The following is a 26,261-nucleotide window of genomic DNA, read 5'->3' as shown; positions in this document are numbered from 1 at the left end:
ACCCGAGCGAGAGGAACCGACGTGTCCAGAGTCGTCGTCGTCACCGGAGCCAGTGGGGGGATCGGGCGGGCCACCGTCCGCGAGTTCGCCAGACGGGGCGACACGCTCGCCCTGGTCGCCCGCGGTGAGCGCGGGCTGGAGGCCGCAGCCGAGGAGGTCCGCGGGCTCGGGGCGCGAGCGCTCGTCGTGCCGACCGACGTCGCGGACGCCGACGCCGTCGAGGCCGCCGTCGAGCGCATCGAGAGCGAGCTCGGCCCGGTCGACGTGTGGGTCAACGTCGCGTTCACCTCGGTCTTCGCCCGCGTCGACGACATCCGACCCGAGGAGTTCCGGCGGGTCACCGAGGTCAGCTATCTCGGCTACGTCTACGCGACGATGAGCATCCTGCGCCGGATGAAGGAGCGCGACCGCGGCACGATCGTCCACGTGGGGTCGGCCCTGGCCTACCGCGGCATCCCCCTCCAGAGCGCGTACTGCGGCGCGAAGCACGCCATCCAGGGGTTCCACGAGGCCGTCCGCGCCGAGCTGCTGCACGAACGCAGCGCCGTCCGGGTGACGATGGTGCAGATGCCGGCGGTCAACACGCCGCAGTTCTCCTGGGTGCTCTCGCGCCTCCCCCAGCAGGCCCAGCCCGTGCCCCCGATCTACCAGCCGGAGGTGGCCGCCCGGGCGGTCGTGTTCGCGGCCGACCACCCCCGGCGCCGCGAGTACTGGGTCGGCGCGAGCACCGTCGGCACGCTGGCGGCCAACGCGGTCGTCCCGGGACTGCTCGACCGCTACCTCGGCCGGACCGGCTTCGGCTCGCAGCAGACCGGTGAGCGCAAGCCCGACGACCAGCCGAGCAACCTCTGGGAGCCCGCCGACGGCCCGGACGGCCGCGACTTCGGCGCCCACGGCGCGTTCGACGACCGCGCCCACGCGCACAGCCCCCAGCAGTGGGTCGCGCAGCACTACCCGCTGCTCACCGGCGCCGCCGCCGCCCTCGTGGCCACCGGTGCCGCGGTCGCCCGGAGGCGTCGGTGAGCGGCGGCTCCGCGCTCCTGCGGCTCGCGGGCGTCGCGGGGACCGCCTGGGGCGGGGTGCTCCTCGCACGGGGTGACGACGTGTGGCGCCGGCTCGAGGGCCGCTCGCCCGACTCCGTCGAGGAGCTCGCCATCCGGGCACTCGGCGGCCGCCACCTCGTCCAGGGCGGCGTCCAGCTCCTCGCCCCCCGCGCCAGTCGCCGCGTCGCGGTCGGGGTCGACGTGGTCCACGCCGCGACGATGTTCGCCCTGGCCCTCGCGTCACCGTCCCGGCGCACCGTCGCCACGACCACCGGGGCCGTCGCCCTCGTCGGCGCCGCCCTCGGGGTGGCTGCCGGTCCCCGCTGACGCCCGCACCGTCCGCCGCCGGCCTCGTGCGACTGCGGAATCGCCGTGGGTGCCCGAGGCCCCGGCAGCGGCACTCGCGTGGCACTCTTCCCCCGGGGTTCGTCCACGTCATGGTCCCGGAGACCGCCCGGTCACGAGCCCACGCACCGACCACCGTCACTCGACCCCTGGGGACCTCCGTGATCCTGCTCGTCATCGCCGTGCTGCTCGTCGTCGCCGTGGTGCTCGCCTCGCGGGGCCGCCGCGCGGGTGGGGCCTCGCGGCTCCCGCAGGTGCTCGCCGGTGTCGTCGTGCTCGGCGTCGTCGTCTGGGTCGTCGTCATCGCGGTGCAGGCGAACGGCGCCTGACCCGAGCGTCCACCGGCACCGACGGACCGCGTGCCAGCATGACGCCATGAGCGACGACCTGCGCCGCGCCCGGTGGGAGCGGGCGACGGAGTGGCCGCTGACCGTGGCCGCCCTCTTCTTCCTCGTGGCGTACGCGTGGCCGATCCTCGACCCGACGCTCTCCGGGGGATGGCTGTCGGCCCTCGAGGTCCTGTCGTGGACGGCGTGGGCGGCCTTCCTCGTGGACTACCTCGTGCGCCTCCGGCTGGCCTCGCACCGGGTCGAGTTCGTCCGGCACAACCTCATCGACCTCGCGGTGGTCGTGCTGCCGCTGCTCCGGCCGCTGCGGCTCCTGCGGCTCGTCACCCTGCTCGCCGTCCTCAACCGCAAGGCCGGCGGGTCGCTGCGCGGCCGGGTGTCGGTCTACGTCGCGGGCGCGGCGCTCATGGTCATCCTCGTCGCGAGCCTCGCGGAGCTCCAGGCCGAGCGCGGCGCACCGGGCGCCCTCATCCGGACCTTCGGCGACGCGCTCTGGTGGGCCGCGACCACCGTGACGACGGTCGGGTACGGCGACCTCTACCCCGTGACGACGCAGGGTCGGTGGGTCGCGGTCGGCCTCATGCTCGCCGGAATCGCGCTCATCGGTGTCGTGACGGCGACCTTCGCCAGCTGGCTCATCGAGCAGGTGGCCGAGATCGAGGAGACCTCGCGGTCCGCGACCGCCTCGGACGTCGAGGCGCTGTCGACGCAGATCGCCCGCCTCCAGCGGACGGTCGACGAGCTGCGGGCCGGCTCCACCGGCGGTGACGCGGGTCAGCCGTCCGCGCCGGCGCCGCAGGCGGTCACCCGCCAGAGCACCATGGCACCGCCCGCGTCGACCCGCTCGAACCCCGGCGATCCCTCGACCTCGAGCCCGGCGTAGCCCTGGCGGCGACGGTCGTCCGTCCAGAAGCGCGAGCCTCCCGTCAGCACGTGGGTGACCCCGAGCCGACGGACGGCGGCGCAGACCTCGGGCCGCCGGGCGGCCTCGTCGAGCGAGCTGCCGACGAGGACGCGGTCGGGGTCCCAGGCACCGGTGAGGTGCGGGAAGAGCGCACGACGGTCGCCGAGCGGCCCGGTGAGGGCTGCGCCGTCGAACGGGTTGCCCGCGACGACGGCGTCCGGCCCGACCTCGCGCGGAAGCCGTCCGAGGAGGGCCGCGGCCGCGGGGTCGAGCATCGGCTCGGACCGGTACCACCGCGCGACGACGGACGCCGTGTCGGCCCACGACAGACCGCTCGTCGCGACCGCCACCGCGGCGAGCAGCGCTCCGCCCACGACCGCCGGAGACACCCCGCGGCGCTGGGCCGCCAGGCGCGCCGCGACCGCCTCGACGGCGAGCGCGGCCAGGGGCACGGCGCCCACCGCCGCGAGCGCGGCGAGGCGGAAGGCGTCGTCGTACCAGGGTCCGCTCGCCAGCCGCGCGACGACGGAGTCGCTGCCGGCGACGAGCGCGAAGAGCCCGCCACCGACGACGTGCACCGCCAGGAGCCAGCGCAGGTGGGCCCGCTGCCAGGCCACGACGCACCCGACGAGGGTCAGGCCGGCGAGCAGAAGGGGCACGGGGAGCCGCTGCGGCGAGAGGAGCGCCCACTCCCCCAACGCCTGCGGAACCGTCTCGCGGGCCGGCCAGGACGTGCGCCGCGTGGCGGCGAACAGCGGTGACCACGCGACGAGCCAGACGGTGGCGGCGGCCGCGACGAGCGCGAGGACCCGTCCGCGTCCGCCCGCCGGCCACCGGGTCACGAGGGCGACGACGACCCCGAGGACGAGCCACGTGACCGCGGTGTTGGGATGGGCGAGCACGAGCCCCGCCGCGGCGACCGGCAGCAGCACGACCGACGTGGGGGCGCCGACGGCGACGTCGCGCCCCGCCCCCAGGACCACGACGAGCAGGGCGAGCGCCGCGGGCAGCAGGGCCGTCCCCAGCGCGTTGGGCCAGAGGGTGCCGTAGGAGGAGAGGACGACCGGTGACGCGGTGACGCCGGCGGCGAGCGCCCCGGCGGCCGCGACGGCGACCGGACGGGGCCCGAGGGCGACGCGGGCGAGGGCGACGCACCCGAGCGGATGGACGACGGCGACCACGACGAGCGCGACGGCGGTGGAGGAGACGACGACCGTCGAGCCGGTGACGCCGGCCACGAGCGCGACGAGGTCGTGCCAGGCCGCGGGGTAGAAGGCATGCGTCAGCCCCGGCGCGTTGAGCGTGCCGAGGTCGAGCGAGGACCCGTCGCCGGTGGTCAGCACCCGCCAGGACGCGGACAGGTGGAAGACCGCGTCGAACGTCTGCGGCCAGCGGGAGGGCTCGCCGACCCCGCGCACGTACCCGGCCACGAGCGCCGCACCCCCGGCCACCACGCCGACGACGGCCGCGACCCGGACGGACGCAGGCTCCGCGGCGTCCACCACCCCATCCGGCCGGACCGTCCGCACGAGGTGTCCTACGCCGGCCGCGGCGGCCACGACGACGAGCGCCCCGACCCCGGCGGCCACCGGCCCCCACGGCACCTCGACGACGGACGCGGCGACCGCCGTCACCGCGAGCGTGCCCACGGACAGCACCGGCGCCAGGCCCACGCCGAGCACGCCCCGGACCCCCACGACCCGGCCCACCAGCAGCCCGGGCAGGAGCAGCGCCAGGAGCGCGGTGCCGACGGCCGGGGCGGTGCCCCACCACGTCACAGGACCGCCCGGAGGTGCTCGACCGCCGCGACGACCGGGCCGTCGTGCACGACGCGGCCGGCGTCGAGGACGACACCGCGGTCGCAGAGCCGCTCGACGAGCGGCAGGTCGTGGCTGACGACCACGAGCGTGCGCCCCTCGGCCGAGAGCTGCCCGATCCGCGCGATGCACTTGTCCCGGAACGCCTCGTCCCCGACGGCGAGGACCTCGTCGACGAGGAAGACGTCGGGGTCGGTGTGCACGGCCACGCTGAAGGCGAGGCGGAGGAACATCCCGGAGGAGTAGAAGCGCACCTGGGTGTCGAGGAACGGACCGACGTCGGCGAACTCGACGATGTCGTCGAAGCGGGCGCGGATGGCGCCCGGGTCCATCCCGAGGATCGCGGCGTTGAGGTGCACGTTCTCGCGGCCGGTGAGGTCGGGATGGAAGCCGGCCCCCACCTCGAGCAGCCCGGCGAGCCTGCCGCGCACCCTCACCCGTCCGCTGTCGGGGGACATGACCCCGGCGACGAGCTTGAGGAGCGTCGACTTCCCCGACCCGTTGCGGCCGAGCAGCGCCACCGACTCGCCCTCCCGGATGTCCAGGTCCAGCGTCTCGAGGGCCCGGAAGTCCTCGTGCCGCGGCCGGCCCTGGACCGCCCAGACCAGCCCTTCCTTGAGGGAGTGCGTGTGCCGCAGCCGGAAGTGCTTCGAGGCACCCTCGACCGAGACCGCGACCTGGTGCGCCACCTCAGAGCTCCTGCGCGAAGCGCCCGGAGAGGCGGCGGAAGACGAGCTGCCCGACCGCGAGCAGCACGAGCGACGTGGCGAGCGCGACGACCGTGCGGCCGACGAGCCCGTCGGGCAGCGCACCCGGCGCGGTCGCGGCGGGCCACGTCGCGCGGTGCACGAGATCGACCGCGACGGTCAGCGGGCTGTGCTGGTAGAGAGCGAAGCCCCACGACCCCGGCCCGAGGAGGCTCTCGACGAGGTGCGTCGGGTAGAGCACCGGCGAGGTCCACACGATGACGGCCAGCACGAGGTCGACGACGTTCTCGACGTCGCGGAAGAGGACGTCGACCGCGGACAGCACGAGCCCGAGACCCGTCGACAGGAGCGCGACGAGCACCACGCAGGCGAGCAGCGCCAGGACGCCCACGCCGTCGGGTCGCCACCCGGACACGAGCGCGCCGACGACGAGGACGAGCACCTGCGGCAGCAGGTGGACGCCCGCGACGCACACGCTGGCGACGGGGAACAGCTCGCGCGGGAGGAAGACCTTGCGCACCAGCTCGCCGTTCGTGACGACCGAGCGGGTGGCGTTGCCCACCGCCTCCGAGAAGGCCGTGACGACGACGAGCCCCCCGAAGAGGTAGACGGCGTAGTCGGCGATCGTGTTCTGCCGCAGCACGAGACCGAGGCCGACGAAGTAGACGCCGAAGGTGACCGCGGGCTTGACGTACGACCAGCCCAGCCCGAGCACGGAGGCCCGGTAGCGGACGCGCAGCTCCTTGCGGACGAGGAGCGAGAGCAGGTACCGCCGCCGCGCCACCTCCGCCAGCCCACCGCCGACGCCCTGGACGACGAGCTCGCTCACCGCCGGTCCATCCCGAGCGTGCGGCGCCAGGCGTCCTCGCCGGTCAGCTCCGGCAGCGCGCCGCGGTAGCGGGAGGCGAGCTCCGGCCAGCGCTGGAGCAGCTCGCGGTGCACGGCCACGGCCTCGGCGGTCGCGCGGGCCGCCTCCCCCCGCGAGCGGCGCAGCCACGCGAGCCCCGAGCCGTCCGCCGTCGCGACGAGGGCTGAGTCCATCCGCGCGAGGGACCACCACTTGGCGTCCGCGGCGGCGAGCTCGTGCTCGGGGGCCTCGACCGCCCGGGGCGGCACCGGGCGGGCCTGGTGCACCAGCCCGGCGCCACCGGCCAGCACCGTCCCCAGCCGGCCGGCCGGCGCGGTGGTGGCCGGCTCGCGACGGCGTCGCTGGCGCGGGGTCACCGGCTCGAAGTCGTGGGCGTCGGGACGGACGCGGGCGTCGTCGTGGCCGGCCCGCAGGCGGCGCACCTCGGCCAGAGTGGAGCCCAGCTCGGGGTGCAGCGCCTCGGGTCCGCGCAGCACGTCGCGCAGAGCCCGGGTGCGCAGCGCGGCCGCGCCGTACTGCATCGCGAGGACGTGCTTGACCGACACGAGCAGGCTCTCGCGGACCAGCCGCCCGCCGCGGTCGTAGCGCGAGTGCAGCAGCGCGGCGACGATGCGGTTGCGCGCGTGGAAGTACGCCTGCCAGTCGGTGCTGTCGTCCTTGTCCGTCCACGGCACGTGCCAGACCGCGGCGCCGGGCAGCGAGACCGTCGGGTGGCCCGCCGCGCCGGCCCGCAGCCCGAACTCGGCGTCGTCCCACTTGATGAAGAACGGCAGCGACAGCCCGACGTCGCGCAGCACGGTGACCGGGACGAGGCACATCCACCAGCCGGTGTAGTCGGCGTGGAGGCGGCGGTGCAGCCAGGGGGTGCCGCGCAGAGTCCGGCGCGCCAGGTCGTGGTCGTGCACCGACGGCCCGGCCGGCGCCCACCGGAACTGCCACGGGCGCACGACCTCGGCGACGGCGTGCAGCACCGAGCGCTCGTGCATCGAGAACATGTGGCCGCCGACGACGGTCGGGCGGCGGCAGTGCCGGGCGAAGGCGACGGCCCGCGCGATGCCCTCGGGCTCGCACACGACGTCGTCGTCGAGGAGCAGCACGTGCTCGGAGCGTCCGGCGTCGAGCGTCTCGAGCATCGCGCGCGAGAAGCCGCCCGAGCCACCGAGGTTCGGCTGACGGATGACGCGCAGCCGGTCGCCGAGGAGACGCTGCGCCTCCTCGAAACCGGGGTCCGCCTCGACCGTGCGGGTGCCCTGGTCGACGACGAGCACCTCGTCGAGGACGTCGGCGAGCTCGTCGGCGGCGCCGAGCTGGGCGAGCAGCGCGGCGCACGAGGAGGGTCGGTCGAACGTCGTGATGCCGACCGTCGTGCCGCCCGCGGGCCGCGGCCCGTCGTCGTCGACCGGCGCGGCCCAGTCGGCCTGCTCGAGGACGAGGTCCTCGTCGCCGGCCACGAGGTCGAACCAGTACCAGCCGCCGTCGGCGAAGGTGTCCAGCGGCAGGCGGAGCTCGTGCGTCACGTCGCCCTCGAGCCGGCAGGAGGTCACCCGCGCACTCGCGCCGCGGGCCGAGGACCGGTAGACCATGAGCACCCCGCGGCCGCTCGTCCGGACCCGCAGGACGACCTCGCGCACACCGGTCCACCGACGCCAGTACGAGGCCGGGAAGGCGTTGAGGTAGGTGCCGAACGACGTCCCCCCGCCGGCGGGGACCCGGTAGGACCGTCGGCCCAGCACCTGGTCGGGATGCTGGTCGGACGGCAGGGACGGGGGCGGCGGCTCGTCCGCGGCCACCGGCTCCTGGACGTGGCGCCCGTCGACGTAGAGGGGCAGCACGTCGAGGTCGCCGTCCAGCGGGAGGACGACCCGCGCGACGACGTCGAGCGCGCTCACCGGGCCCCCACCGCGGAGCGCGAGACGAGGGCGTCGAGCTCGTTGTCGACGAAGGTGAGGGCCGAGGCGATCGCCATGTGCATGTCGAGGTACTTGTAGGTGCCGAGGCGCCCGCCGAAGTGCACGCCGACGGCGCGCTCGGTCGCGGCCAGCTCGCGGTAGGCGGCGAGCCGCTCCCGGTCGGCGGAGGCCGCGACCGGGTAGTACGGCTCGTCGTCGGGCCCGGCGAACCGCGAGTGCTCGCGCACGACGACGGTCCGGTCGCTCGGGTAGTGGGTGCGCTCGGGGTGGAAGTGGCGGAACTCGAGCACCCGCGTCCACGGGACCGACTCGTCGGCCTCGTTGAGGACGGCCGTGCCCTGGTGGTCGCCGACCGGGAGGACCTCCTGCTCGAAGTCCAGTGTGCGCCAGCCCAGCCGACCGTGCGCGTGGTCGAACCAGCGGTCGACGGGCGCGGTGACGACGACGGGCACCTGCCCCACGAGCCGGTCGCGGTGCAGCGCGTGACCGCGCTCGAGGACGTCGGTCTCGAGACGCACCTCGATGCGCGGGTGGTCGAGCATCCGGGTGAGCCAGGCGGCGTAGCCGTCGACCGGCAGGCCCTCCCAGGTGTCGTTGAAGTACCGGTTGTCGTAGGTGAAGCGGACCGGGAGGCGGCTGATGACCTCGGCGGGCAGCTGCGTCGGGTCGGTCTGCCACTGCTTGGCCGTGTACCCGCGGACGAAGGCCTCGTAGAGCGGCCGGCCGATGAGCGAGACCGCCTTCTCCTCGAGGTTGCGCGGCTCGCCGGTCAGCTCGGCGGCCTGCTCCGCGACGAGGGCTCGGGCCGCCTCCGGCCCGTGGGCGCTGCGGAAGAACTGGTTGAGCGTGCCGAGGTTGATCGGCATCGGGTAGACCTCGCCGCGGTGGACGGTCCAGACGCGGTGGACGTAGTCGGTGAAGGCCGTGAACCGGTTGACGTACTCCCAGACCCGTGCGTTGCTCGTGTGGAAGAGGTGGGCGCCGTACCGGTGCACCTCGATGCCCGTCTCCGGCTCGGTCTCGCTCCAGGCGTTGCCGCCGACGTGGTCCCGGCGCTCCACGACGAGCACGTCCAGGCCACGACGGGCCGCCTGCTCGGCGACGGTCAGCCCGTAGAGCCCCGACCCGACGACGACGAGGTCCGCGCGCGTCACGCCTGCTCCTCCGTCGTGCGCGCGGACGGCGGGACGGCCCGGCCCACGGTCGGCGGGCGGTTCCGGTCCGTCGCCACGGGCAGGGTGAGCTCCGGGCTCGCCGTCGCCGTCGCGGCGGTGGTCGTGAAGGTGTGTCGGTAGGCCCGGCGGCGCAGCGTGGTCGGGACGAGCCGGTAGCCACCCCTGACCACGGTGTTGCGCACCATCTGCCCGGGGGTGGTGAAGCCCTCGTCGTGCAGCCGGCGCTGGAGCCGCAGCTCCGAGCGCAGCTGTCCTAGACCGCCCTTGCGCTCGTAGGCGCCCGCTCCCACGCGGTAGCGCACGAGGGGCTCGGCGAGGTTGGCGACGCGTGCGCCGTGGGCGATCATCCGGGCGAAGACCCAGTAGTCCTCCATGAGCGGGAGCTCGCGGTAGCCGCCGGCCGCGAGGACCGCGCTGCGGCGGTAGACGACGGTCGGGTGGTTGAACGGGTTGCGCCAGCGCGCGACCTCGGCGATCTCGCGGGGCGTGGTGGGCGGGACGCGCAGCACACCGCCCTCGCCGGCCCGCACGTCCGTCTCCTCCACCTCGAGCACCGCGGCACCGACGAGGTCGGCCCCCGCCTCGATGACCGGCAGCTGGACGAGGAAGCGGTGGGGCAGCGAGATGTCGTCGGCGTCCATCCGGGCGACCACGTCGTGGCGGCAGGCCGCCAGCCCGCACTGGAGGGCCTGCGCCAGACCGACGTTGTGCGACAGGCGGAGCCGACGCACGGGCACCGGCGACCCGGACTCGAGCCGCTCCAGGGTGGAGGCGAGGTCGGGCCCGACGTGGCCGTCCTGCACGACGACGACCTCGTCGGGTCGACGCAGCTGTTCGTGCACGGTGCTGCGGAACGCCGTGACCAGGTGGTCGGGACGGTCCCCGCGGTAGACGGGGAGGAGCAGGGAGAAGGGTTCGCTCACGTCGTGGACGCTAGGGACGGCAGGGGTCCGGACGGTGAACCCGCCACGACCGGGAGGTGATCGCTGACCGGCCGTCCGCCCACGGACGCCACGGACCGACACGTCCCGCTCCCCCGCCGTTCACCTGCGGGTCGCGCCGGCGCCGCGACGCGGTCCTAGCGTCGGGGACGTGGCACCACTCGAACCCCGCGTCGTGGCCGTCGTCGTCACCTACCGGCGCCCGGAGCTGCTGTCCGTGGGCCTGGCCGCGCTCGCCGGCCAGGACCGCCGCCCGGACCACCTCGTCGTCGTCGACAACGCCGACGACCCGGCGACCCGCGAGGTCGTCGAGCGCTGCGACCTCCCGACCACCTACCTGCCGTCCTCGACGAACCTCGGCGGGGCGGGCGGCTTCGCCTACGGGGTGCTCACGGCCCGCGCCCTCGGTGCCGACCTGGTCTGGCTGGCCGACGACGACGGCCGCCCGGCGACGCCGTCGACCCTCGCCACCCTGCTGGCCGCGGCCGACGCCGAGGGACTGGAGGTCGCCGCCCCGCTGGTCCTCGACGTCGACGCCCCGGAGCGCCTCGCCTTCGGGCTGCGCCGGGGGACGCGGCGTGCGTCGCTGCGCTCCGACCTGCCCACCACGGGCGTGGTCCGCGGGGTGGCCAACCCCGTCAACGGGATGCTCCTGTCGACCCGGGCCCTCGACGCGATCGGCGTGCCGGACCCCCGCCTCGTCGTGCGCGGCGACGAGGTCGAGATGCACCGCCGCCTCGTGCGCAGCGGCCTGCCCTTCGCGACCGTCCTCGACGCGACCTGGCTGCACCCGTCCGGCACCCGCGACGTCGTGCCGCTGCTCGGCGGGTCGGTGCCGGTCTACGTCCCCGCCGACCCGGAGCGGGCCAGGGTGGCCTACCGCAACCTCGGCTGGCTGACGAGCCAGCCCGGGATGCGCTGGCGCCGCTGGCCGGACGAGGCGCGCTACGCCTGGTACCACCTCGTCGTGCAGCGCGACCCCGACGGCTGGCGCGTCTGGCGCGAGCGCTCGGCCGCCGGGCGCCGAGAGCAGTTCGCCCCGTCACGCTGACGGCGGGGAAGCTCGGGGGTGACGCGGATGTATCCCCGTCACGACCGATGTTCCGCGTCATCACCGTGACGACGGGGAAGCTCGGACCCCCCGTCGAGCGCACGGGACCCCGTCCCTCGACCTGGCCGACGACGACGCAACGAGCGGCTAGCCTCCCCGATGTGAGAGCTCGAGGGGTGCTGGTGACCAGCATCGTCGTCGCCGCACTGTCCGGGTGCGGCACCGCCGCCGACCGGACGGAGGTGGCTGACGCGTCGGCCGCCGTCCGGTCGTCGCCCACCTCCTCCAGCTCGGAGACCTCCACCGGGCGACCAGGACTGACCGCGCCCCGGGCAGGCTGGAGCATCGGGCTGCCTGCCGGCTGGGTGGCCGTCAACCGGGACGAACTGCGTGCGCTGGACGACGCGTCGGTGGCGCAGCTGGCGACGACGATGAACGTCGACCCCGGCTTTCTCGAGCGTTTCACGGAGCTCGGGCCGTTCGAGGCCTACGCGGCGGACCCGGAGAACCGGCGGGAGCTGCGGGTGGTGTTCGGCCCTCAGCGCCTGCTGCCTGGACGCGAGACGGTCGAGGCCCTGATCGAACCCTTCGACGGAAGCGTGGACTCCTCGACCAGCGTGCGAACGCCGGCAGGAAACCTCGCCGTGACGTTCTTCCAGGGCGGCGACACGGTGAATGGTTCGTTCGGCGCCCTGATCATGGGGAGCGGCGCCGACGCGTCGTCGACCATCGTCCTCTACCTGTTCGCGGAAAGTCCCGCGGCGCTCAAGACGCTGCTCGACGAGGTCGCACCCCGCCTGCGTCTCACCGCCTGAGGAAGCGCCTCGGCCACGCGCTCGGCACCGGCCCGGGACCGTCAGCTGTCGAAGCCGATGCCGACGGCGTCCATCGCCCGCAGCCAGAGGTTGCGACGCCCGGTGCGGTCCTCCGCGGCGAGGCTCGCCCGGGTCAGCCGCACCCCGAGGCCGCGCACCGGCTCCGGCGGGAACGGCAGCGGCTTGCGGCGCACCATCCCGAGCCGGGTGACCTCGGTGTCGCGACCGTGGACGAGGTCGAGCGCCACCCGCGCGCCGAAGCGCGTCGAGGCGACGCCCAGGCCGGTGTACCCGACGGCATAGGCGAGCCGGCCCCCCATCGCCGTCCCGAAGACCGGGGTGAAGCGCGACGTCGTGTCGATGACGCCCGCCCACCGGTGCGTGAACCGGACGCCCTCGAGCTGCGGGAAGATCCCGAGGAAGTGGCGGGCGAGCAGGTCGTGCGACCCCGACTGCTCCAGCCGCGGGTCGATGCGCCCCGGGAAGTGGTAGTTGGCGTCGTAGCCGCCGAAGAGCACGCGGTCGTCGAGCGTGCGCCGGTAGTAGTGGAACTGGTTGCCGGCATCGGTCAGCCCCTCGCGCCCCTCCCAGCCGACCGACGCGAGCTGCGCCGGGGACAGCGGCTCGGTCATGAGCACGTGGTCGTAGACGGGCAGCGTGTACAGCGCGAGCCGCTTGAGCACGCCCCTGAACGCGCCAGTGCCGAGCACGACCCGGCGCCCGTGGACGCTCCCCCACTCGGTCCCGACGCGCACGCCGTCGCCGTCCTCGTCGAGGCCGGTGACCGCGGTGTCCTCGTGCAGGCGCACCCCGAGCCGCTCGGCGGCCTCGGCCAGGCCCCACACCAGCCTCGCCGGGTCGACGAGGCCGACGGTGGGGTCGTGCATCCCGGCGAGGTAGCGCGGCGAGTCCACCCGGGCCCGCGCCTCCTGCGCCGTCAGCAGCTCGGTCGGCACCCCGTGCGCCCGGTGCAACGCGTGCGCCTCGCGGACGGTCTCGACCTGGCGCTCGTCGAGGGCGAGGGTCAGCTCGCCGGGGACGTGCAGGTCGCAGTCGATGCCGTACCGCTCGACGGTGGCGGCGAGCGCGGCGAAGTTCTCGGCCCCGAGCCGCTCGAGGGTGGGCACCTCGTCCGGCCAGCAGGCCACCCCCTGACCGAGCCCGTGGGTCAGCGACGGCGAGACGAACCCGCCGTTGCGTCCGGAGGCCGCGACCCCGAGGCGCCCGCGCTCGAGCAGCACGACGTCGCACGACGGGTCGTCCTCCTTGGCCTGGACCGCCGCCCACAGCCCGGTGAACCCGCCGCCGACGACGACGAGGTCGGCGCGGTGGCCGTGCCCGGTGAGCGGCGCGCGGGCCGGCGGCCGCAGCGCCGGGCGGTCGGTCCAGAACACGTCCGGGACGGCGTCGGCGAGGGAGGCGTGCGCGGCACCCGGGGAGACGGCCATGCCCCGCATCATGCCCGAGCGGCACCGTCGGCGGCGAGGGGTCGTCCACGGGATCCGTCACCGCGGGACGAGGACACCTCCGGATCGGGACGGTCACACGCACCCCTGGCTTCTCGATCCGTCGCGTGGCAGCATCCGGGGATGCCCCAGCGCCTCCTCGCCGACGACGTGACCCGGCTGCCGCTCGCCCACGAGGCCCTGCCGGCCGAGGAGGTCGTCGACGGCGACCCGACGGCCGCCGTGCAGACGCTCGGCGCCGTCGGCGGGGTCGAGGTCGGGGTCTGGGAGATGTCCGCCGGCACCGCCCGTGACACCGAGGTGGACGAGGTGTTCGTCGTCCTGTCCGGTTCGGGCACAGTCGAGTTCGAGGACGGGGAGCGCATCCGCCTGACCCCGGGAACGGCCGTCCGGCTGCACGCCGGCGAGCGCACGGTGTGGAGCATCGAGGAACCGCTCCGGAAGGTGTGGGTCGCCTGAGGGCTCCGGCGGGCGCTGGAGGTGCGGGGAGGTCTCGGAACGGTCACAATGCGCCCCATCCGCCCCATCGGACGACCCCGGCTTGCCACGGACCGCACCGGCATCAGTAGGTTCCCTGTGCATGAGCGAAGCCCTGGTCGTCCTCAAGGACGTCAACAAGCACTTCGGTGACCTCCACGTGCTCAAGGACATCACCCTCGAGGTCGGCCGCGGCGAGGTCGTCATCCTCATCGGACCGTCCGGGTCCGGGAAGTCCACCCTCTGCCGGACGATCAACCGCCTCGAGACCTTCGAGTCCGGCTCGATCACCATCGACGGCAAGGCCCTGCCCGAGGAGGGCAAGGAGCTCGCCGCGCTGCGGGCCGACGTCGGGATGGTCTTCCAGTCCTTCAACCTCTTCGCCCACAAGACGATCCTCGAGAACGTCACGCTCGGGCCGATCAAGGTCCGTGGGATGAAGAAGGCCGACGCCGAGAAGCGCGCCACCGAGCTGCTCGAGCGCGTCGGTGTCGCGCACCAGGCGCAGAAGTACCCCGCGCAGCTGTCGGGCGGCCAGCAGCAGCGCGTGGCGATCGCCCGCTCCCTCGCGATGGACCCCAAGGTCATGCTCTTCGACGAGCCGACCTCCGCGCTCGACCCCGAGATGATCACCGAGGTCCTCGACGTCATGGTCGAGCTCGCGAAGAGCGGCATGACGATGATCGTCGTCACCCACGAGATGGGCTTCGCCCGCAAGGCCGCCAACCGCGTCGTGTTCCTCTCCGACGGGCAGATCGTCGAGGAGAACACGCCGGAGGAGTTCTTCACCAACCCCCGCAGCGAGCGCGCCAAGGACTTCCTCGGGAAGATCCTGACCCACTGACCGGGGCGGCCGACCGGGCCACCCGACGACCACGAGTCGACCAACACCAGGAGGAACACCGACATGAAGAGCACCCGGATCGGACTCGTCGCCGCGGCGGCGGTCCTCGCGCTCACGGCGAGCGCCTGTGGCTCCGACGACGGCGGGGAGGGCTCCGGCGGCGACGGCATCAAGATCGGCATCAAGTTCGACCAGCCCGGTCTCGGCCTGAAGAAGGGCAGCGACTACGCCGGCATGGACGTCGACGTCGCGAAGTACGTGGCCAAGCAGCTCGGCCACGAGGAGGGCGACATCCAGTGGGTGCAGGCCCCGAGCGCCCAGCGCGAGAACCTGCTGAGCACCGGCCAGGTCGACATGATCGTCGCGACCTACTCGATCACCGACGAGCGCAAGGAGAAGGTCGGGTTCGCCGGGCCGTACTTCGTCGCCGGCCAGGACCTCCTCGTGCGCGCCGACGACTCCTCCATCACCGGCCCCGACAGCCTCGACGGCAAGAAGCTGTGCTCGGTCACCGGCTCGACCTCGGCGCAGAAGGTCAAGGACGAGGTCGCGGGCGTCAACCTCCGCGAGTTCGGCACCTACTCCGAGTGCGTCACCGCCCTCGTCTCCGGCGGCGTCGACGCGCTGACCACCGACGACACGATCCTCGCCGGCTACGCCGCGCAGGACCAGTACAAGGGCAAGCTCAAGGTCGTCGGCCAGCCGTTCTCGCAGGAGAACTACGGCATCGGCCTCAAGAAGGGCGACACCGCCACCTGCCAGAAGGTCACCGACGCCATCAACAAGATGATCACCGACGGCGACTGGCAGAAGATCGTCGACGCGAACCTGGGCCCGGCGGGCTACAAGCCGCCGGCGGGCAACCCGCCCACCCCGGACGCCTGCTCCTGACCGCAGCCCGTCCGGACCCGCGCACCGCCCGCCCCTCGGGGCGGGCGGTGCCGGGCCCGAGGGCCACCGCCCCGGCCGAAAGGTGAGGTGATGGGCGACATCATCGGCAACTACGACATCCTCGGCGCCTTCTGGGTGACGATCCAGCTCTCGGTGCTCTCCGCGCTGGGCTCGCTCGTCATCGGCACCGTGCTCGCGGTCTTCCGCGTCTCCCCCGTCCGCGTCCTGCGGGCCCTCGGGGCGTTCTACGTCAACGTCCTGCGCAACACGCCGCTGACGCTCCTCATGGTCTTCAGCATCCTCGGGATGAGCATCATCCTCGGGCTGCAGCTGAGCCAGGACCAGGCCCGCGACTCCTACTGGTGGGCGGTCATCATGCTGTCGGTCTACCACGCGGCCTTCGTCTGCGAGGCGATCCGCAGCGGCGTCAACACCATCCCCGCCGGGCAGGCCGAGGCCGCCCGCTCCATCGGGCTGACCTTCGGCCAGTCGATGCGCGAGGTGCTGCTGCCGCAGGCGTTCCGTGGCGCCATCGCGCCGCTCGGCTCGACCCTCATCGCGCTCATCAAGAACACGACGGTCGCCGCGGTCATCCTCGGCACCGCCGAGGCCGCCGGCCTGCTCGCGCAGATCACCGAGAACGAGGGCGCGAGCCTGCCGACGTTCTTCCTCTTCGCGCTCGGCTTCGTCATCCTCACGCTGCCGATCGGCCTCGCGGTCACCTCCCTCTCCCGACGTCTGGCGGTCAAGCGATGAGCAGCGACAGCGTCCTCTTCGACGCCCCCGGCCCGCGGGCCCGACTGCGGCACAGCGTCCTCACGGTCATCGGGGTCCTCCTCGTGGTCGCCGCCGGGTGGATCGTGTACCGCAAGATGTCGGAGGCCGGCCAGCTCGACCCGGCGCTGTGGACCCCCTTCGTCACGGACCCCGCCGTGTGGACCGAGTACCTGCTCCCCGGCTTCTGGGAGACCCTCAAGGCCGCGGCCGCGTCGGTCGTCCTCGCGGGCGTGTACGGCCTGGTCTTCGGGATGGGCCGCCTCTCGCACGTGCGCGCGGTGCGCTGGGTGAGCGGTGTCGTCGTGGAGTTCTTCCGCTCGGTGCCGGTCCTCCTCATGATGGTCTTCCTCTTCTTCGGCTACTTCGCGACCGCGACGTGGCTGCCCAACCAGTACGCCCCGATGGCCGCCGTCGTCGTCGGCCTGACGCTCTACAACGGCTCGGTCATCGCCGAGCTCGTGCGCTCGGGCGTGCACTCGCTGCCCGCCGGGCAAGCCGAGGCCGGCCTCTCGATCGGCCTCTCCCCCAGCCAGACCCTGCGCAGCATCCAGCTGCCGCAGGCGCTGCGCGCGATGCTGCCCGCGCTCGTCGGGCAGCTCGTCGTCGTCCTCAAGGACACCGCGCTCGGCACCGTCGTGCTCTACCCGGAGCTCCTCACCGCCGCGAAGACGCTGGGGTCCGCGTACGCCAACACGCTGCAGGCGTACATCGTCGCGGCGGCGGTGTTCGTGCTGGTCAACTACGCGCTGACCGTCCTCGCGGGCCGCGTGGAACGCTGGCTCGGCCGGCGCGGACGCTCGGCCGGTAAGCCCCGCTCGGCGGCGGTGCCCTCGGACACGGTGCCGACCGCGGAGGCCACGAGCAGCAGCGCCCGCTGACGTCTCGGTGCCGCCCCGCGATGGGGCGGCACCGAGGTCTCAGGGCACGACGGGTGGACGGGTGTTCCAGCTCGTCTCGTCGGCCCAGTTCGTGTGGTCGTCGAACCAGTTCGGGCCGCCGTCCGAGGCCAGCCACACCTCGTTGCCGTACGAGCGCCAGTAGCGCGTGGGGGTGTCGTAGGCCGACCACGACGTGCCCTCGCCGTTGTTGCCGAGGTGGGGGCAGAACGTCGCCGACTGGTCCCACGCCGTCGACCCGTCCGGCACCTCGATGACCATCCGCATCTCGCCCGTGTGGCGGATCAGGCGGTCCGGGTAGTTCGTCGACCGGAACGAGAAGCACCGGGGGTCCGCGAGCCCGGACTCGACCTTCCACGTCGAGTCGTACGTCCCGACCGGGTCGCTCATCGAGATCGGGTCGACGTAGAGACGGAAGGCCCAGTGGCGGAGGTAGGAGGTGCTGTCTCCCACCGTCGCCCGGGAGAAGGACCACCGGCCGGTCTTCGGGTAGCCGGCGCGGCCTGCCGCGTAGTGCCGCAGGACGTCGGTCGGGCCGAGCGCGGAGGTGTAGTAGGACGCGAACGCGAGGGTGCCGGCGAGGGCAGTGGTCGACGTCTCGCCGGGCCAGCGGGTCGCGGCGGCGCCGTGGCCGCTGTTGCCGATCCGCCAGTACTGCGCGAGACCGGAGCTCGTGGTGACGGTGGTGTCGGAGGCGACGAGGACGCCGTCGACGTAGAGCCGCAGCCCCGGCTGCGCGTCGGTCGGGGTCGCCTGGGTGACGACGACGTGGTGCCAGACGTCGTCGGTGTAGGTCCGCGGGCTCGTCACGGTCCTGACCGTCGTGCCGCCCGCCAGCACGCCCGCCACGAGACGGCCCGTCGAGGTGAGGTAGACGCGTCGGTCCACCGCGGTCCCGCTGTCGCCCGTCGCCGACGACGCGAAGGCCAGCAGGTCACCGGCCCCGCTCGTCCCGCGGAACCACACCTCCTCGCTCCAGCGGATGGCCGCGGCCAGGGTCGACGAGGGTCCGGCGACCATGCCGGTCGACCCGTCGAGGGTGACGGCGCGCGCCTTGTCGCGGGCGCAGGGACCCGTGGCCTGGTACGTCACGCCCTTCGCCGAGTACGTGCCGTCGCGGGGCGAGCCGACGGAGCCGGAGGTGTCCGCGGCCTTCGTGCCCGACGAGTCGGCGAAGGGGTAGGTGACGAGCGCGGCCGGGCCGGCCTGACCGGACGTCGCGGCGAGCTGGCAGGTGAAGCTCGGGTTCGCGCTCACGCTCGCGGTGTGCGGGACGGCCGAGGTGAAGGCCCCCGAGGCCGGCGGCACCGCCACCCACGCGAGCGCGGTGAGAACCGCGGCGACAGCCGTCGCCACGGTGCTGACGGCCCGGCGACGCCCGGCCCAGCGCGCCCTCATCCGGTCACCGGACGCACGACGTGCGCCCCGGGGGTCCGAGCAGGCCGTGGAGGCCGGGTCCGACGGTGCTCGGCGACGAGCGTCCACACGACGGGGAGCAGGCAGAGCCCCCAGAGGAGGAGCCATGCCGTCCGGGACAGGTCGGGGTGCACGTGGAGCCGCAGCCGGTCGCCGGCGGCGGCGACGTGGACGGCGAGCTCGCCCCGCTCGCCGTAGGAGAGGTGGCTCGGCCCGGACACCGCGTGCCCCAGCTGCTCGGTGACGGCGACGGGCAGCATCCCGGTCGAGACGAAGGAGACCCGTGACCCGTCGGGCGAGCTGCTGACCGCGACCTCGGTGACCCCCACGAAGGGACGCAGGCCCAGGACGGTCACCGCGTAGAGCAACGACCAGGCGACGAGCCGCACGGGCCCGCGGACCTCGGGTCGCAGCCAGAGCCCCGTGAGGAAGGCCACGAGCGCCCCGCCCAGGCCGAGCAGCGGGACCGCGCGGACGGCGTAGCCCCAGCCGGGCAGGAGGGCGACGGCGCGCCCGACGAGCCGTTCGTCCGTGACCGGGTGGGGGTCGTCGCTGCCGTTGATGTCCCCCCGGGTCACGAGGGTCGGCCCCGCCGGGGACGGCTCGGTCGCGACCACCCGGTGGACGACGGTGGGGCCGGACCCGTCGAGCGGCGAGTAGGCCACGACCTCCCCCCGCTGCACCGACGCCGTGCTCGCCGGACGGGTGACCACGAGCGTCCCCACGGGGGCGGCGGTGCCCATCGACGGCGAGGAGACGACGAACAGGCGCACCCCGGCCAGGAGGGGCACGGCGACGACGACGAGCGCGAGCGCCGCGGCTGCGCCCGTCACCAACCCGGCGGCACGGCGGTGGCTCGTCAGGACCCGGCGGTGAAGAGCCACGTCAGGCCCTGCGTGGCGGTGAGGCCCTGGTAGGTGTTGCCGGTCCCGGCGGGCAGGGTCACGGTGAAGGTGAAGGTGCGCGAGTCTCCGGCCGCGACCGCCCCGAGGGAGAGCGGCCCGGACGTGCCACCGGTGCGGTAGGCAGTCCGGAAGTCGTCCAGGTTGGTGGGCCGCAGGACGTTGGTCGTCACACCGCCCACGGTCTGGTCGATGGAGAGCACGAGGGTCTTGCACAGGTCGGTGGCGCTCCCGGTGACGGCGCCGGACTGGCTGCACGCCCCCGGCTCGAGGGTGAAGCTCGTGGCGGCGTGGGTCCCGGTGTTGGACAGCGTGACCGAGCTCGTCGAGCTCTCGCCCGGGACGAGCGTCGTCACGCCGCCGTAGGAGTTGATCGTGGAGCACGTCGCGGAGTTCGTCGCGACGGAGCCGCCGTCGGTGCTCGTGCACGTGGTGGTCGTGCCGCCGACGGACTGGGTCTCGGTCATCTGGAGCGTGCCGGCCCCGGCGGTCGACACGCTGTCGGTGATCTGGGCGGTGAAGGCCGAGAGCGCGTCGGTCGTCGAGAGCGAGAGGATGCTCGCCGCGACGAGGCCGGCCGCGGCGGGCAGGACGAGGGGGTGCAGGGCGCGACGCCGCCGGTGTCGGGGCTCGGGCTCGGGAGCGCTGTGGGACATGGGGGCCTTCCGTCGGTGCCTGGTGGCTCGGTGACACCGGAGGCCGGTGTCGGGGTGGTCGGTCGACCGCGCGCGGCAGGACCCGACACCTCGTCACCGACGAGCACGGCGGCGCACCCCGCGACGTCGCGGGAGCACCGCCCCCGGGATCCATCCCTCGGACGGTCACCACCGGCAGGCGCCGGTGGACGTCAGCACTCCCATCGGCCGTGCCGTCGGTGGCCCCAGAAAGATCCGCTCAAGAGGCCCTCAAGGCTCACGAATCCTCGTCGTCGCGCTCAGCCGGAGGTGCGACCCGTCCCCGGTAGGGGCAGCGTGAAGGTGAAGCAGGCACCGCCCTGAGCGCGCGTGCGACCGGTCAGGTCGCCGCCGTGGAGTCGGGCGATGTCGCGGGCGATCGCCAGCCCGAGGCCCGACCCGTTGTGAGCGCGGGTGTCGCTGGCGTCGGCCTGGACGAAGGGCTCGAAGATCCGCTCCTCCATGCCCGCCGGGATGCCCGGACCCTCGTCCTGCACCTCGACCCGCACCCACCGCGTGTCGTGCGAGACCCGCACCGTGACCGGCGCCCCGGCCGGGGAGAACTTCGCCGCGTTGACGAGCAGGTTGGTGACGACCTGCACGACGCGGTCGGGGTCGACGTGCACCGGGGTCGGCTCGGCGCCGCCGTGCACGACCACGTCGGTGGCCCCCCGCGCGGCCGAGGAGTCGGCGACCGCCGACTGGACGAGGTCCTCGACGACCTCGTCGCGGTGGCGCAGCACGATCCGCCCGGTCCGCAGCCGCTCGGTGTCGAGGATGTCCCCGACGAGCCGCACGAGCCGGTCCGCGCTCGCGGTCGCGACGTCGACGAGCCGGGACGCCGGCGCCGGCAGCTCACCGACCGCGCCGCCCCCGAGGAGCCCGAGCGCCCCGCGCAGCGACGTGAGCGGGGTGCGCAGCTCGTGGCTGGCCATCGCCATGAACTGGTCCTTCATCCGCTCGACCGCCCGGGCGGCCTCGACGTCGCGCAGGATGACGACCGCGCCGCGGCCGGTCTGCATCGGTGAGACCATCCACTCGGCCGCGAAGGAGGTGCCGTCGGGTCGGACGTGGCGGGCGCGCGTGGGCAGCCGCGGGTCGGACATCGCCTCGTCCGGGGCGCTCGGGCGGTTCAGCACGTCGGTGTCGAGGCTGCCGAGCACGTCCTCCCGCGCCAGCCCCAGCAGGTCCGCGCCGGCCCGGTTGACGAAGGTGACGACGCCGTGGTCGTCGACGCCGAAGATGCCCTCCTCGACCGAGTCGAGCACCGTCGAGAGGCGGTCGCTGAGGTCGCGCAGGTCGGCCGCCCGGGCCGCGAGCTCGGCCTCGGCGTGGTGCCTCTCGACACTCCGCCCGAGCTGGACGCCGACCTGCGCCATCACGTCGAGCAGGCCGGGCTCGACCTCGGTCTCCTCGCGCGAGAACACCTGCACCACACCGACGGTCCGGTCCCTGACCGTGATCGGCAGCGCCATCGCCGTGCGCAGCCCGAGGGCGCGGACGGCCTGCGCAGAGGCCGAGCCGTCCGACGCGTCGACCGCGTCCCAGGCGGGACCGCCGCGCCGCATCGCCTCGGCGACGACCGGGAGGGAGGCGACGCCGGCCGCCTCGACCTCGCGCCGCAGGCCCTCGGTGCACAGCCCGTCGACGGCGAGCCACAGGTGCGTCGGGTCCGCACCGCAGGGGCGTCCGTCCGACCGGCCGTCGCCGGACGGCGCGCCGTCCGGGGCGAGGCAGGCATGCGCGAGGTCCCACCCGCCGAGGTCGAGCAGCGCCCGGAGGGTCTGGTGCACGGCCGACTCCACGTCCGGCGCGGCGTTCGCCGCGGACGCGACGGTGCCGAGCAGCTCGAGGACCTGGCGCTGCGCGCGCAGCGCCTCGGCCGCGGCGCGCCGGTCCGTCAGGTCCTGGGCGACCTCGGCGTAGCCCTGCAGCCCGCCCCGGGCGTCGCGCAGCGCGGTGACGGTCGAGCTCATCCAGCCGAGCGAGCCGTCCCGTCGCACCCGCCAGCCCTCGTCGCGCGAGACCCCCTCGGCGCGGGCCCGGCGCAGGATCTCCTCGGACGCCGTGTCACCCTCCCCCGGGTGCAGGACGGCCACGTGCCGGCCCACCACCTCGGCCGCCTCGTAGCCGAACACCTGCGTGGCGCCCGCGTTCCAGCTCGTGACGACGCCGTCCTCGTCGAGGTGGACGATCGCGTGGTCCCTGACCTGCTCGACGAGCATCCGGAACCGCTGCTGCTGCGACGAGAGCGCCTCCTGCAGTGCGCGCCCGTCGGTGATGTCCCGGAAGCTCCAGACCCGCCCGACGACCTCCCCGTCGACGGACTGGGGCCGCGAGTAGCGCTGGAAGACACGGCCGTCCTCGAAGAGGATCTCGTCGAAGCTGGTCTCCTCGGTCGCGGAGTAGAGGTACTCGATGCGCGCCATGAACGCCACCGGGTCGGCGACCTGGGCCACGACCGCCTCGAGGACCGCCTTGTCGTCGCCGGCCGCGAGCAGCGCCGACGGCACCCGCCACATCGTCGCCCACTTCTCGTTCCACCCCGCGAGCCGGCCGTGCCGGTCGACGACGAGGATGCCGTCGACCGTCGACTCGAGCGTCGCGCTGAGCAGGGCCGCCGACTCCAGGGAGCGGGCGCGGTCCTCGAGCATCCGCTGGGCCCGCAGGGTCATCAGCTCGAGCCACTCCAGCGTGTCGTCGGTCTCGGGCGAGGGCATCGCCACGAGCCGCACCGACTCGCCGCGCGACCCGGTCCGGGTCACGTCCTCCGGCACGGCCGCCCCTGCGTCGAACGCCGCCGCCGTCACCGAGACGAGCAGGCCGTCGGAGAAGGACACCTCACAGCGCTCGGCCGCGCACAGCTCCATCGCGGTGTGCACGAGCGGCTCGAGGGCCTCCCCCAACGTGCTCCCGGCGCTGGTGAGGTCGACGAGCCGGCCGTGCGCCGCCACCTTCAGCTCGGAGCGTCGCAGCGAGGTCACGTCGACGAAGACGCCGTCGAACACGGGGCCGTGCACCGGGTCGTCGACGACGGTCGCCTCGTCGAGCACCCAGACGAGCCGGCCGTCGTGGCGCACGAAGCGGTACTCCGAGACGAGGACCCCGAGCTCGAGCCCCGACTCCTCCCGCAGCAGCGCCGCGTCGCGGTCCGCCGGGTGCAGGCGCGACTCCCAGAAGTCGACGTCGGCGAGCAGCTCGTCGCGGTCGAGCCCGAACATCTCGCGGACGCCACCGCCTACCGACACGAACCGCCCCCGGGCGCCCGGGACCGACCGGTAGGTCATGACCCGCCGGGCGGGGACGCGGTCGACCGCCGGCGCGCGGACCGCCGTCTCCGTTGGCATCGAGGCCCTCCTTGGCGCCGGACGACCACCTCGCCGGTCAGGCGGCAGCGTAGGACGCGGCCCCGCCTCCTGATGCCTCGCGCACGCAGACACTGGCCGAACGGCTGTCCCCCAGAGTTTCCGCAGACACGGCCTTGACCGGTCCTTCACACTGCCGCCATGAACATCTCGGAGGGAACGGACTCCCCCTGGCACGTGCTGGTCGTCGACGACGACGAGCTGGTCCTCGAGGTCGCGGCCCTGAGCCTGCGCGCCGTCGGAGGGTTCACCGTCGAGACGGCCGTCGACGGGGCCCACGCCGTCGAGGCCTGCCGCCACCGGCTGCCCGACCTGGTGCTGCTCGACATGATGATGCCGGGGATGGACGGCGCCGAGACGGCGCGGGCCATCAACGGCCTGCCCGGCGCCTCCACGCTCCCCGTCGTCGTGCTCACGGCCAAGGGCGAGGCCGTGCGGGACGGCATCGACGGCACCTCCGTCCTCGCGGTCCTCGAGAAGCCCTTCGACCCGATGACGCTGCCCGACCGCCTCCGCGAGGTGCTGGTCCGCGCATGAGCACCGCACCCTCGACCACCTCGCCGGACGAGCTCGGGCACCCACCGCAGGCGTGGGCGGCCCGGGGCCGTCGACGCCTGACCCGCTCGCTCGGCGTCGCCCTCGTGACGTCCGTCCTCGCCCTCGTCGCCGTCCTCGCCCTGCTGGGGGCCGTCGACACCGGCTCGGGCGGACGGGCCGCGCTCGCCCTCGTCGCCGTCGTCGCCTCCGCCTCCGGGGCCGTGGTCGCGCTCCTGGCCTGCCGGTCGCTGCTGCGCGACGTCGACCGCGAGGCGGGACGACTCCGCTCCGCCGCCGGCGCCGCCCGCGCCGCCGCCGTCGAGATGGAGGCCGCGCAGTCGCTCTCGCACGTCGGCTCGTGGTCCTGGGACCCGACGTCCGATGACGTCACCGTCAGCCCGGAGTTCCGACGGATCCTCGGGATCCGTTCCACCACAGGCCATCTCACGACGCAACAAGTCCTGAAGGCGGTGCACCCGGACGACCGCGACCGCCTCGCCGTACCCGAGCTGCGCCGCAGCACGGATACCGGTGAACCCGTCGACTTCACCTGCCGGGTCTCCGCGCCGCGCGGCGACCTCCTCGAGGTGCGGGTGCGAGCGCGCGTCGACGCGCCGGGCGGCATCCTGCGCGGCACGCTCCAGGACGTGACCGAGGAGCGGCACGCCGAGCTGCTGCGGGCCCAGTTCCTCTCGGTCGTCAGCCACGAGATGCGGACGCCGCTGACCTCCATCCGCGGCGCGCTCGGGCTCATCACCGGTGGCGCCGCCGGTCCGGCGAGCCCGGCGGTCCACCGGATGGCCAGCGTCGCCCTCAGCGGCACCGAGCGCCTCGTCCGCACCGTCAACGGCGTCCTCGACCTCGAGCGCGCCCGCACCGGTTCGGACGGGCTCACCCTCGACCTCGTCCCCGTCGACCTCGACGAGGTGGTCCGGGCCGCCGTCGACGAGGTCGAGCCCCAGGCCGACAGCCGCAACGTCCGGATCCGGGTGACCTCGGCCGGACCCACGCACCTCATGGCGGACGCCGACCGGCTCGTCCAGGCTCTCGTCAACGTCCTCGGCAGCGCCGTCCGGCACAGCCCGGTCGACGGCTCGGTACGCGTGTCCGCGGAGGTCCGCGACACGACGGCCGTCATCGCCGTCACCGACCTCGGGCCGCTCGTGTCCACCGCCGCGCTGGCGACCCTCTTCGACCGCTCGACGGGTGCCTCGGGCCCGGCGTCGGGCCGCGGCGGCGACGGGGCCAACCTCGGCCTGAGCATCAGCCGGGCGATCGTCGAGGCCCACGCCGGCCGGGTCACGGCCACCTCGCGCCCGGACGCCGGGACGACCCTCACGCTCGAGCTGCCGCTGCCCGTGACGGCCTCCGACGCCGCGCCGGCGTCGACGGCCGGCGTCGTCGTCGTCGACACCGACGGCGCCGCCGCCGACCGGGTCGCGGGTCTGCTCGCTGCCGCTCCCGCGGACGTCGTCAGCCGCTCCGGCCCGGCGACGGTGGCCGCCGCTGCGGCCGCGCGCCGCCCCACCGCCGTCGTGGCCGGCGACCGCGTCCCGGGCGAGCCCCGCTGGGACCTCGTCGAGCGGCTGCAGGCCGACCGCCAGCTGGCCGACGTGCCCGTCGTGCTCGTCGCCGGCCCGGACGGCGTCCGCGCGGGGGAAGGTCCCGCCCCGTCGACCGAGCCCGAGGGGACCTCGGTGGCCGAGCTGCTCGCCGGGTCGCGCCGGGCGCTCGTCCTCGCCGACACCGCCGACCGCGCCGAGGAGCTGCGCCAGCGCTACACCGACCGAGGCCTCCTGTGCCGCACCGTGACCCGGGCGGCGAAGGTTTCCGCGGTCGTCGACCACCACGACTTCCACCTCGTCGTCGTCGACGCACCGCTCGCCGCGCACGACCGCAGCGGGCTGCTCCGCTCCTGCCTCGCGGCCCCCCGTCTGGCCGGCGTCCCCGTCCTCGTCGTCCTGCCCACCGCCGAGGACACCGCGGCAGAGGTCCTCGGGGCCTCCGACGCCGACGCCGCGGCGGCCGTCGCCCACACCATCGACACCCTGCGCGAGGTCCGTGCACGCCGGGCCGTCGTCCCGGCCTGAGGA

Annotated in this window: 24 protein-coding genes; 13 read left to right on the top strand and 11 right to left on the bottom strand. The window is 74.4% G+C overall.

What is annotated here, in order from left to right; translation table 11 throughout:
* The first annotated feature begins 21 nt into the window (after nt 1–21).
* The 4 genes from J3473_RS15660 to J3473_RS15645 all read left to right on the top strand — a co-directional run bounded on the left by J3473_RS15660 (nt 22) and on the right by J3473_RS15645 (nt 2,618).
* Nucleotides 22–1,023, top strand: coding sequence for an SDR family oxidoreductase (locus J3473_RS15660; RefSeq protein ID WP_207024847.1), 1,002 nt, complete (start codon nt 22–24; stop codon nt 1,021–1,023).
* Complete coding sequence (locus J3473_RS15655; RefSeq protein ID WP_030529446.1) at nt 1,020–1,370, top strand: hypothetical protein; 351 nt, start codon at nt 1,020–1,022, stop codon at nt 1,368–1,370. The genes J3473_RS15660 and J3473_RS15655 overlap by 4 nt, the downstream gene beginning before the upstream one ends.
* A gap of 179 nt (nt 1,371–1,549) precedes the next feature.
* Nucleotides 1,550–1,717 (top strand): hypothetical protein, encoded by a 168-nt coding sequence (locus tag J3473_RS15650; RefSeq protein ID WP_207024846.1) that lies wholly within the window; start codon nt 1,550–1,552, stop codon nt 1,715–1,717.
* A gap of 46 nt (nt 1,718–1,763) precedes the next feature.
* The gene (locus J3473_RS15645; RefSeq protein ID WP_207024845.1) at nt 1,764–2,618 is read left to right on the top strand and encodes a potassium channel family protein; all 855 of its coding nucleotides are present in this window, start codon (nt 1,764–1,766) and stop codon (nt 2,616–2,618) included.
* On the opposite strand, the gene J3473_RS15640 is transcribed toward J3473_RS15645, so the two are convergent.
* Genes J3473_RS15640 through J3473_RS15615 form a run of 6 tightly spaced genes read right to left on the bottom strand, consistent with a single transcriptional unit; the run spans nt 2,510 to nt 10,039 of the window.
* Nucleotides 2,510–4,417, bottom strand: a complete 1,908-nt coding sequence (locus J3473_RS15640) for a DUF6541 family protein (protein WP_207024844.1) — start codon at nt 4,415–4,417, stop codon at nt 2,510–2,512. The two genes, J3473_RS15645 and J3473_RS15640, sit on opposite strands and share 109 nt — an antisense overlap.
* Nucleotides 4,414–5,145, bottom strand: a complete 732-nt coding sequence (locus J3473_RS15635) for an ABC transporter ATP-binding protein (protein WP_030529449.1) — start codon at nt 5,143–5,145, stop codon at nt 4,414–4,416. Before J3473_RS15635 ends, J3473_RS15640 begins: the two co-directional genes overlap by 4 nt.
* Before the next feature lies 1 nt (nt 5,146).
* Nucleotides 5,147–5,992, bottom strand: coding sequence for an ABC transporter permease (locus J3473_RS15630; RefSeq protein WP_207024843.1), 846 nt, complete (start codon nt 5,990–5,992; stop codon nt 5,147–5,149).
* The gene (locus tag J3473_RS15625) at nt 5,989–7,920 is read right to left on the bottom strand and encodes a glycosyltransferase (protein ID WP_207024842.1); all 1,932 of its coding nucleotides are present in this window, start codon (nt 7,918–7,920) and stop codon (nt 5,989–5,991) included. Before J3473_RS15625 ends, J3473_RS15630 begins: the two co-directional genes overlap by 4 nt.
* Nucleotides 7,917–9,095 (bottom strand): UDP-galactopyranose mutase, encoded by a 1,179-nt coding sequence (gene glf, locus J3473_RS15620; protein ID WP_207024841.1) that lies wholly within the window; start codon nt 9,093–9,095, stop codon nt 7,917–7,919. The genes J3473_RS15625 and glf overlap by 4 nt, the downstream gene beginning before the upstream one ends.
* Nucleotides 9,092–10,039 (bottom strand): glycosyltransferase, encoded by a 948-nt coding sequence (locus tag J3473_RS15615; protein ID WP_207024840.1) that lies wholly within the window; start codon nt 10,037–10,039, stop codon nt 9,092–9,094. Before J3473_RS15615 ends, glf begins: the two co-directional genes overlap by 4 nt.
* A 169-nt stretch (nt 10,040–10,208) precedes the next feature.
* Here J3473_RS15615 and J3473_RS15610 point away from each other — a divergent pair, with 169 nt between their 5' ends.
* A complete protein-coding gene (locus tag J3473_RS15610; protein ID WP_207024839.1) occupies nt 10,209–11,108 on the top strand; it encodes a glycosyltransferase in 900 nt (299 codons plus the stop codon).
* Between the two features lie 182 nt (nt 11,109–11,290).
* The gene (locus J3473_RS15605; RefSeq protein ID WP_207024838.1) at nt 11,291–11,923 is read left to right on the top strand and encodes a hypothetical protein; all 633 of its coding nucleotides are present in this window, start codon (nt 11,291–11,293) and stop codon (nt 11,921–11,923) included.
* Between the two features lie 41 nt (nt 11,924–11,964).
* On the opposite strand, the gene J3473_RS15600 is transcribed toward J3473_RS15605, so the two are convergent.
* The gene (locus J3473_RS15600) at nt 11,965–13,371 is read right to left on the bottom strand and encodes an FAD-binding oxidoreductase (protein ID WP_207024837.1); all 1,407 of its coding nucleotides are present in this window, start codon (nt 13,369–13,371) and stop codon (nt 11,965–11,967) included.
* A gap of 141 nt (nt 13,372–13,512) precedes the next feature.
* Between J3473_RS15600 and J3473_RS15595 the strand changes: the two genes are divergently transcribed.
* The 5 genes from J3473_RS15595 (at nt 13,513) to J3473_RS15575 (ending at nt 17,256) form a co-directional block, all read left to right on the top strand.
* The gene (locus J3473_RS15595) at nt 13,513–13,848 is read left to right on the top strand and encodes a cupin domain-containing protein (protein ID WP_207024836.1); all 336 of its coding nucleotides are present in this window, start codon (nt 13,513–13,515) and stop codon (nt 13,846–13,848) included.
* A gap of 133 nt (nt 13,849–13,981) precedes the next feature.
* Complete coding sequence (locus J3473_RS15590; RefSeq protein WP_207024906.1) at nt 13,982–14,710, top strand: amino acid ABC transporter ATP-binding protein; 729 nt, start codon at nt 13,982–13,984, stop codon at nt 14,708–14,710.
* 63 nt (nt 14,711–14,773) lie between these two features.
* Complete coding sequence (locus J3473_RS15585; protein ID WP_030529458.1) at nt 14,774–15,601, top strand: glutamate ABC transporter substrate-binding protein; 828 nt, start codon at nt 14,774–14,776, stop codon at nt 15,599–15,601.
* Nucleotides 15,602–15,691: 90 nt separating this feature from the next.
* Nucleotides 15,692–16,357 carry an amino acid ABC transporter permease gene (locus J3473_RS15580; protein WP_030529459.1) on the top strand — a complete coding sequence of 222 codons (666 nt, stop codon included), beginning with the start codon at nt 15,692–15,694 and terminating at the stop codon, nt 16,355–16,357.
* The gene (locus tag J3473_RS15575; protein WP_207024835.1) at nt 16,354–17,256 is read left to right on the top strand and encodes an amino acid ABC transporter permease; all 903 of its coding nucleotides are present in this window, start codon (nt 16,354–16,356) and stop codon (nt 17,254–17,256) included. The genes J3473_RS15580 and J3473_RS15575 overlap by 4 nt, the downstream gene beginning before the upstream one ends.
* Before the next feature lie 39 nt (nt 17,257–17,295).
* Here the strand turns inward: J3473_RS15575 and J3473_RS15570 are convergent, their stop codons facing one another.
* The 4 genes from J3473_RS15570 to J3473_RS15555 all read right to left on the bottom strand — a co-directional run bounded on the left by J3473_RS15570 (nt 17,296) and on the right by J3473_RS15555 (nt 23,613).
* Nucleotides 17,296–18,672 carry an AbfB domain-containing protein gene (locus J3473_RS15570; RefSeq protein ID WP_207024834.1) on the bottom strand — a complete coding sequence of 459 codons (1,377 nt, stop codon included), beginning with the start codon at nt 18,670–18,672 and terminating at the stop codon, nt 17,296–17,298.
* Entirely contained in the window at nt 18,669–19,523 is an 855-nt protein-coding gene (locus tag J3473_RS15565) for a S26 family signal peptidase (protein ID WP_207024833.1), read from the bottom strand. Before J3473_RS15565 ends, J3473_RS15570 begins: the two co-directional genes overlap by 4 nt.
* A 26-nt stretch (nt 19,524–19,549) precedes the next feature.
* Nucleotides 19,550–20,248: a hypothetical protein gene (locus J3473_RS15560; RefSeq protein WP_207024832.1), complete on the bottom strand. Its 699-nt coding sequence runs from the start codon at nt 20,246–20,248 to the stop codon at nt 19,550–19,552.
* Nucleotides 20,249–20,526: 278 nt separating this feature from the next.
* A complete protein-coding gene (locus J3473_RS15555) occupies nt 20,527–23,613 on the bottom strand; it encodes a PAS domain S-box protein (protein WP_207024831.1) in 3,087 nt (1,028 codons plus the stop codon).
* A gap of 159 nt (nt 23,614–23,772) precedes the next feature.
* On the opposite strand from J3473_RS15555, the gene J3473_RS15550 reads away from it, so the two are divergent.
* Together J3473_RS15550 and J3473_RS15545 are read left to right on the top strand one after the other, a co-directional pair.
* Complete coding sequence (locus J3473_RS15550; RefSeq protein WP_207024830.1) at nt 23,773–24,168, top strand: response regulator; 396 nt, start codon at nt 23,773–23,775, stop codon at nt 24,166–24,168.
* Nucleotides 24,165–26,258: a PAS domain-containing sensor histidine kinase gene (locus tag J3473_RS15545; protein WP_207024829.1), complete on the top strand. Its 2,094-nt coding sequence runs from the start codon at nt 24,165–24,167 to the stop codon at nt 26,256–26,258. Before J3473_RS15550 ends, J3473_RS15545 begins: the two co-directional genes overlap by 4 nt.
* Nucleotides 26,259–26,261 lie beyond the last annotated feature (3 nt).

The sequence above is a fragment of the Phycicoccus sp. DTK01 genome (assembly GCF_017312765.1).
Lineage (GTDB): Bacteria > Actinomycetota > Actinomycetes > Actinomycetales > Dermatophilaceae > Phycicoccus > Phycicoccus jejuensis.
Note: the sequence above shows the minus strand (reverse complement) of the source record. Positions and strands in the feature narration are given on the sequence as shown.

What these genes read in the sequence shown, in the direction of transcription:
- J3473_RS15645 (WP_207024845.1), top strand. Translation starts at nt 1,764, where the DNA reads ATGAGCGACGACCTGCGCCGCGCCCGGTGGGAGCGGGCGACGGAGTGG.
- J3473_RS15600 (WP_207024837.1), bottom strand. Translation starts at nt 13,371, where the DNA reads ATGGCCGTCTCCCCGGGTGCCGCGCACGCCTCCCTCGCCGACGCCGTC.
- J3473_RS15595 (WP_207024836.1), top strand. Translation starts at nt 13,513, where the DNA reads ATGCCCCAGCGCCTCCTCGCCGACGACGTGACCCGGCTGCCGCTCGCC.
- J3473_RS15585 (WP_030529458.1), top strand. Translation starts at nt 14,774, where the DNA reads ATGAAGAGCACCCGGATCGGACTCGTCGCCGCGGCGGCGGTCCTCGCG.
- J3473_RS15580 (WP_030529459.1), top strand. Translation starts at nt 15,692, where the DNA reads ATGGGCGACATCATCGGCAACTACGACATCCTCGGCGCCTTCTGGGTG.
- J3473_RS15575 (WP_207024835.1), top strand. Translation starts at nt 16,354, where the DNA reads ATGAGCAGCGACAGCGTCCTCTTCGACGCCCCCGGCCCGCGGGCCCGA.
- J3473_RS15570 (WP_207024834.1), bottom strand. Translation starts at nt 18,672, where the DNA reads ATGAGGGCGCGCTGGGCCGGGCGTCGCCGGGCCGTCAGCACCGTGGCG.
- J3473_RS15560 (WP_207024832.1), bottom strand. Translation starts at nt 20,248, where the DNA reads ATGTCCCACAGCGCTCCCGAGCCCGAGCCCCGACACCGGCGGCGTCGC.
- J3473_RS15555 (WP_207024831.1), bottom strand. Translation starts at nt 23,613, where the DNA reads ATGCCAACGGAGACGGCGGTCCGCGCGCCGGCGGTCGACCGCGTCCCC.
- J3473_RS15550 (WP_207024830.1), top strand. Translation starts at nt 23,773, where the DNA reads ATGAACATCTCGGAGGGAACGGACTCCCCCTGGCACGTGCTGGTCGTC.
- J3473_RS15545 (WP_207024829.1), top strand. Translation starts at nt 24,165, where the DNA reads ATGAGCACCGCACCCTCGACCACCTCGCCGGACGAGCTCGGGCACCCA.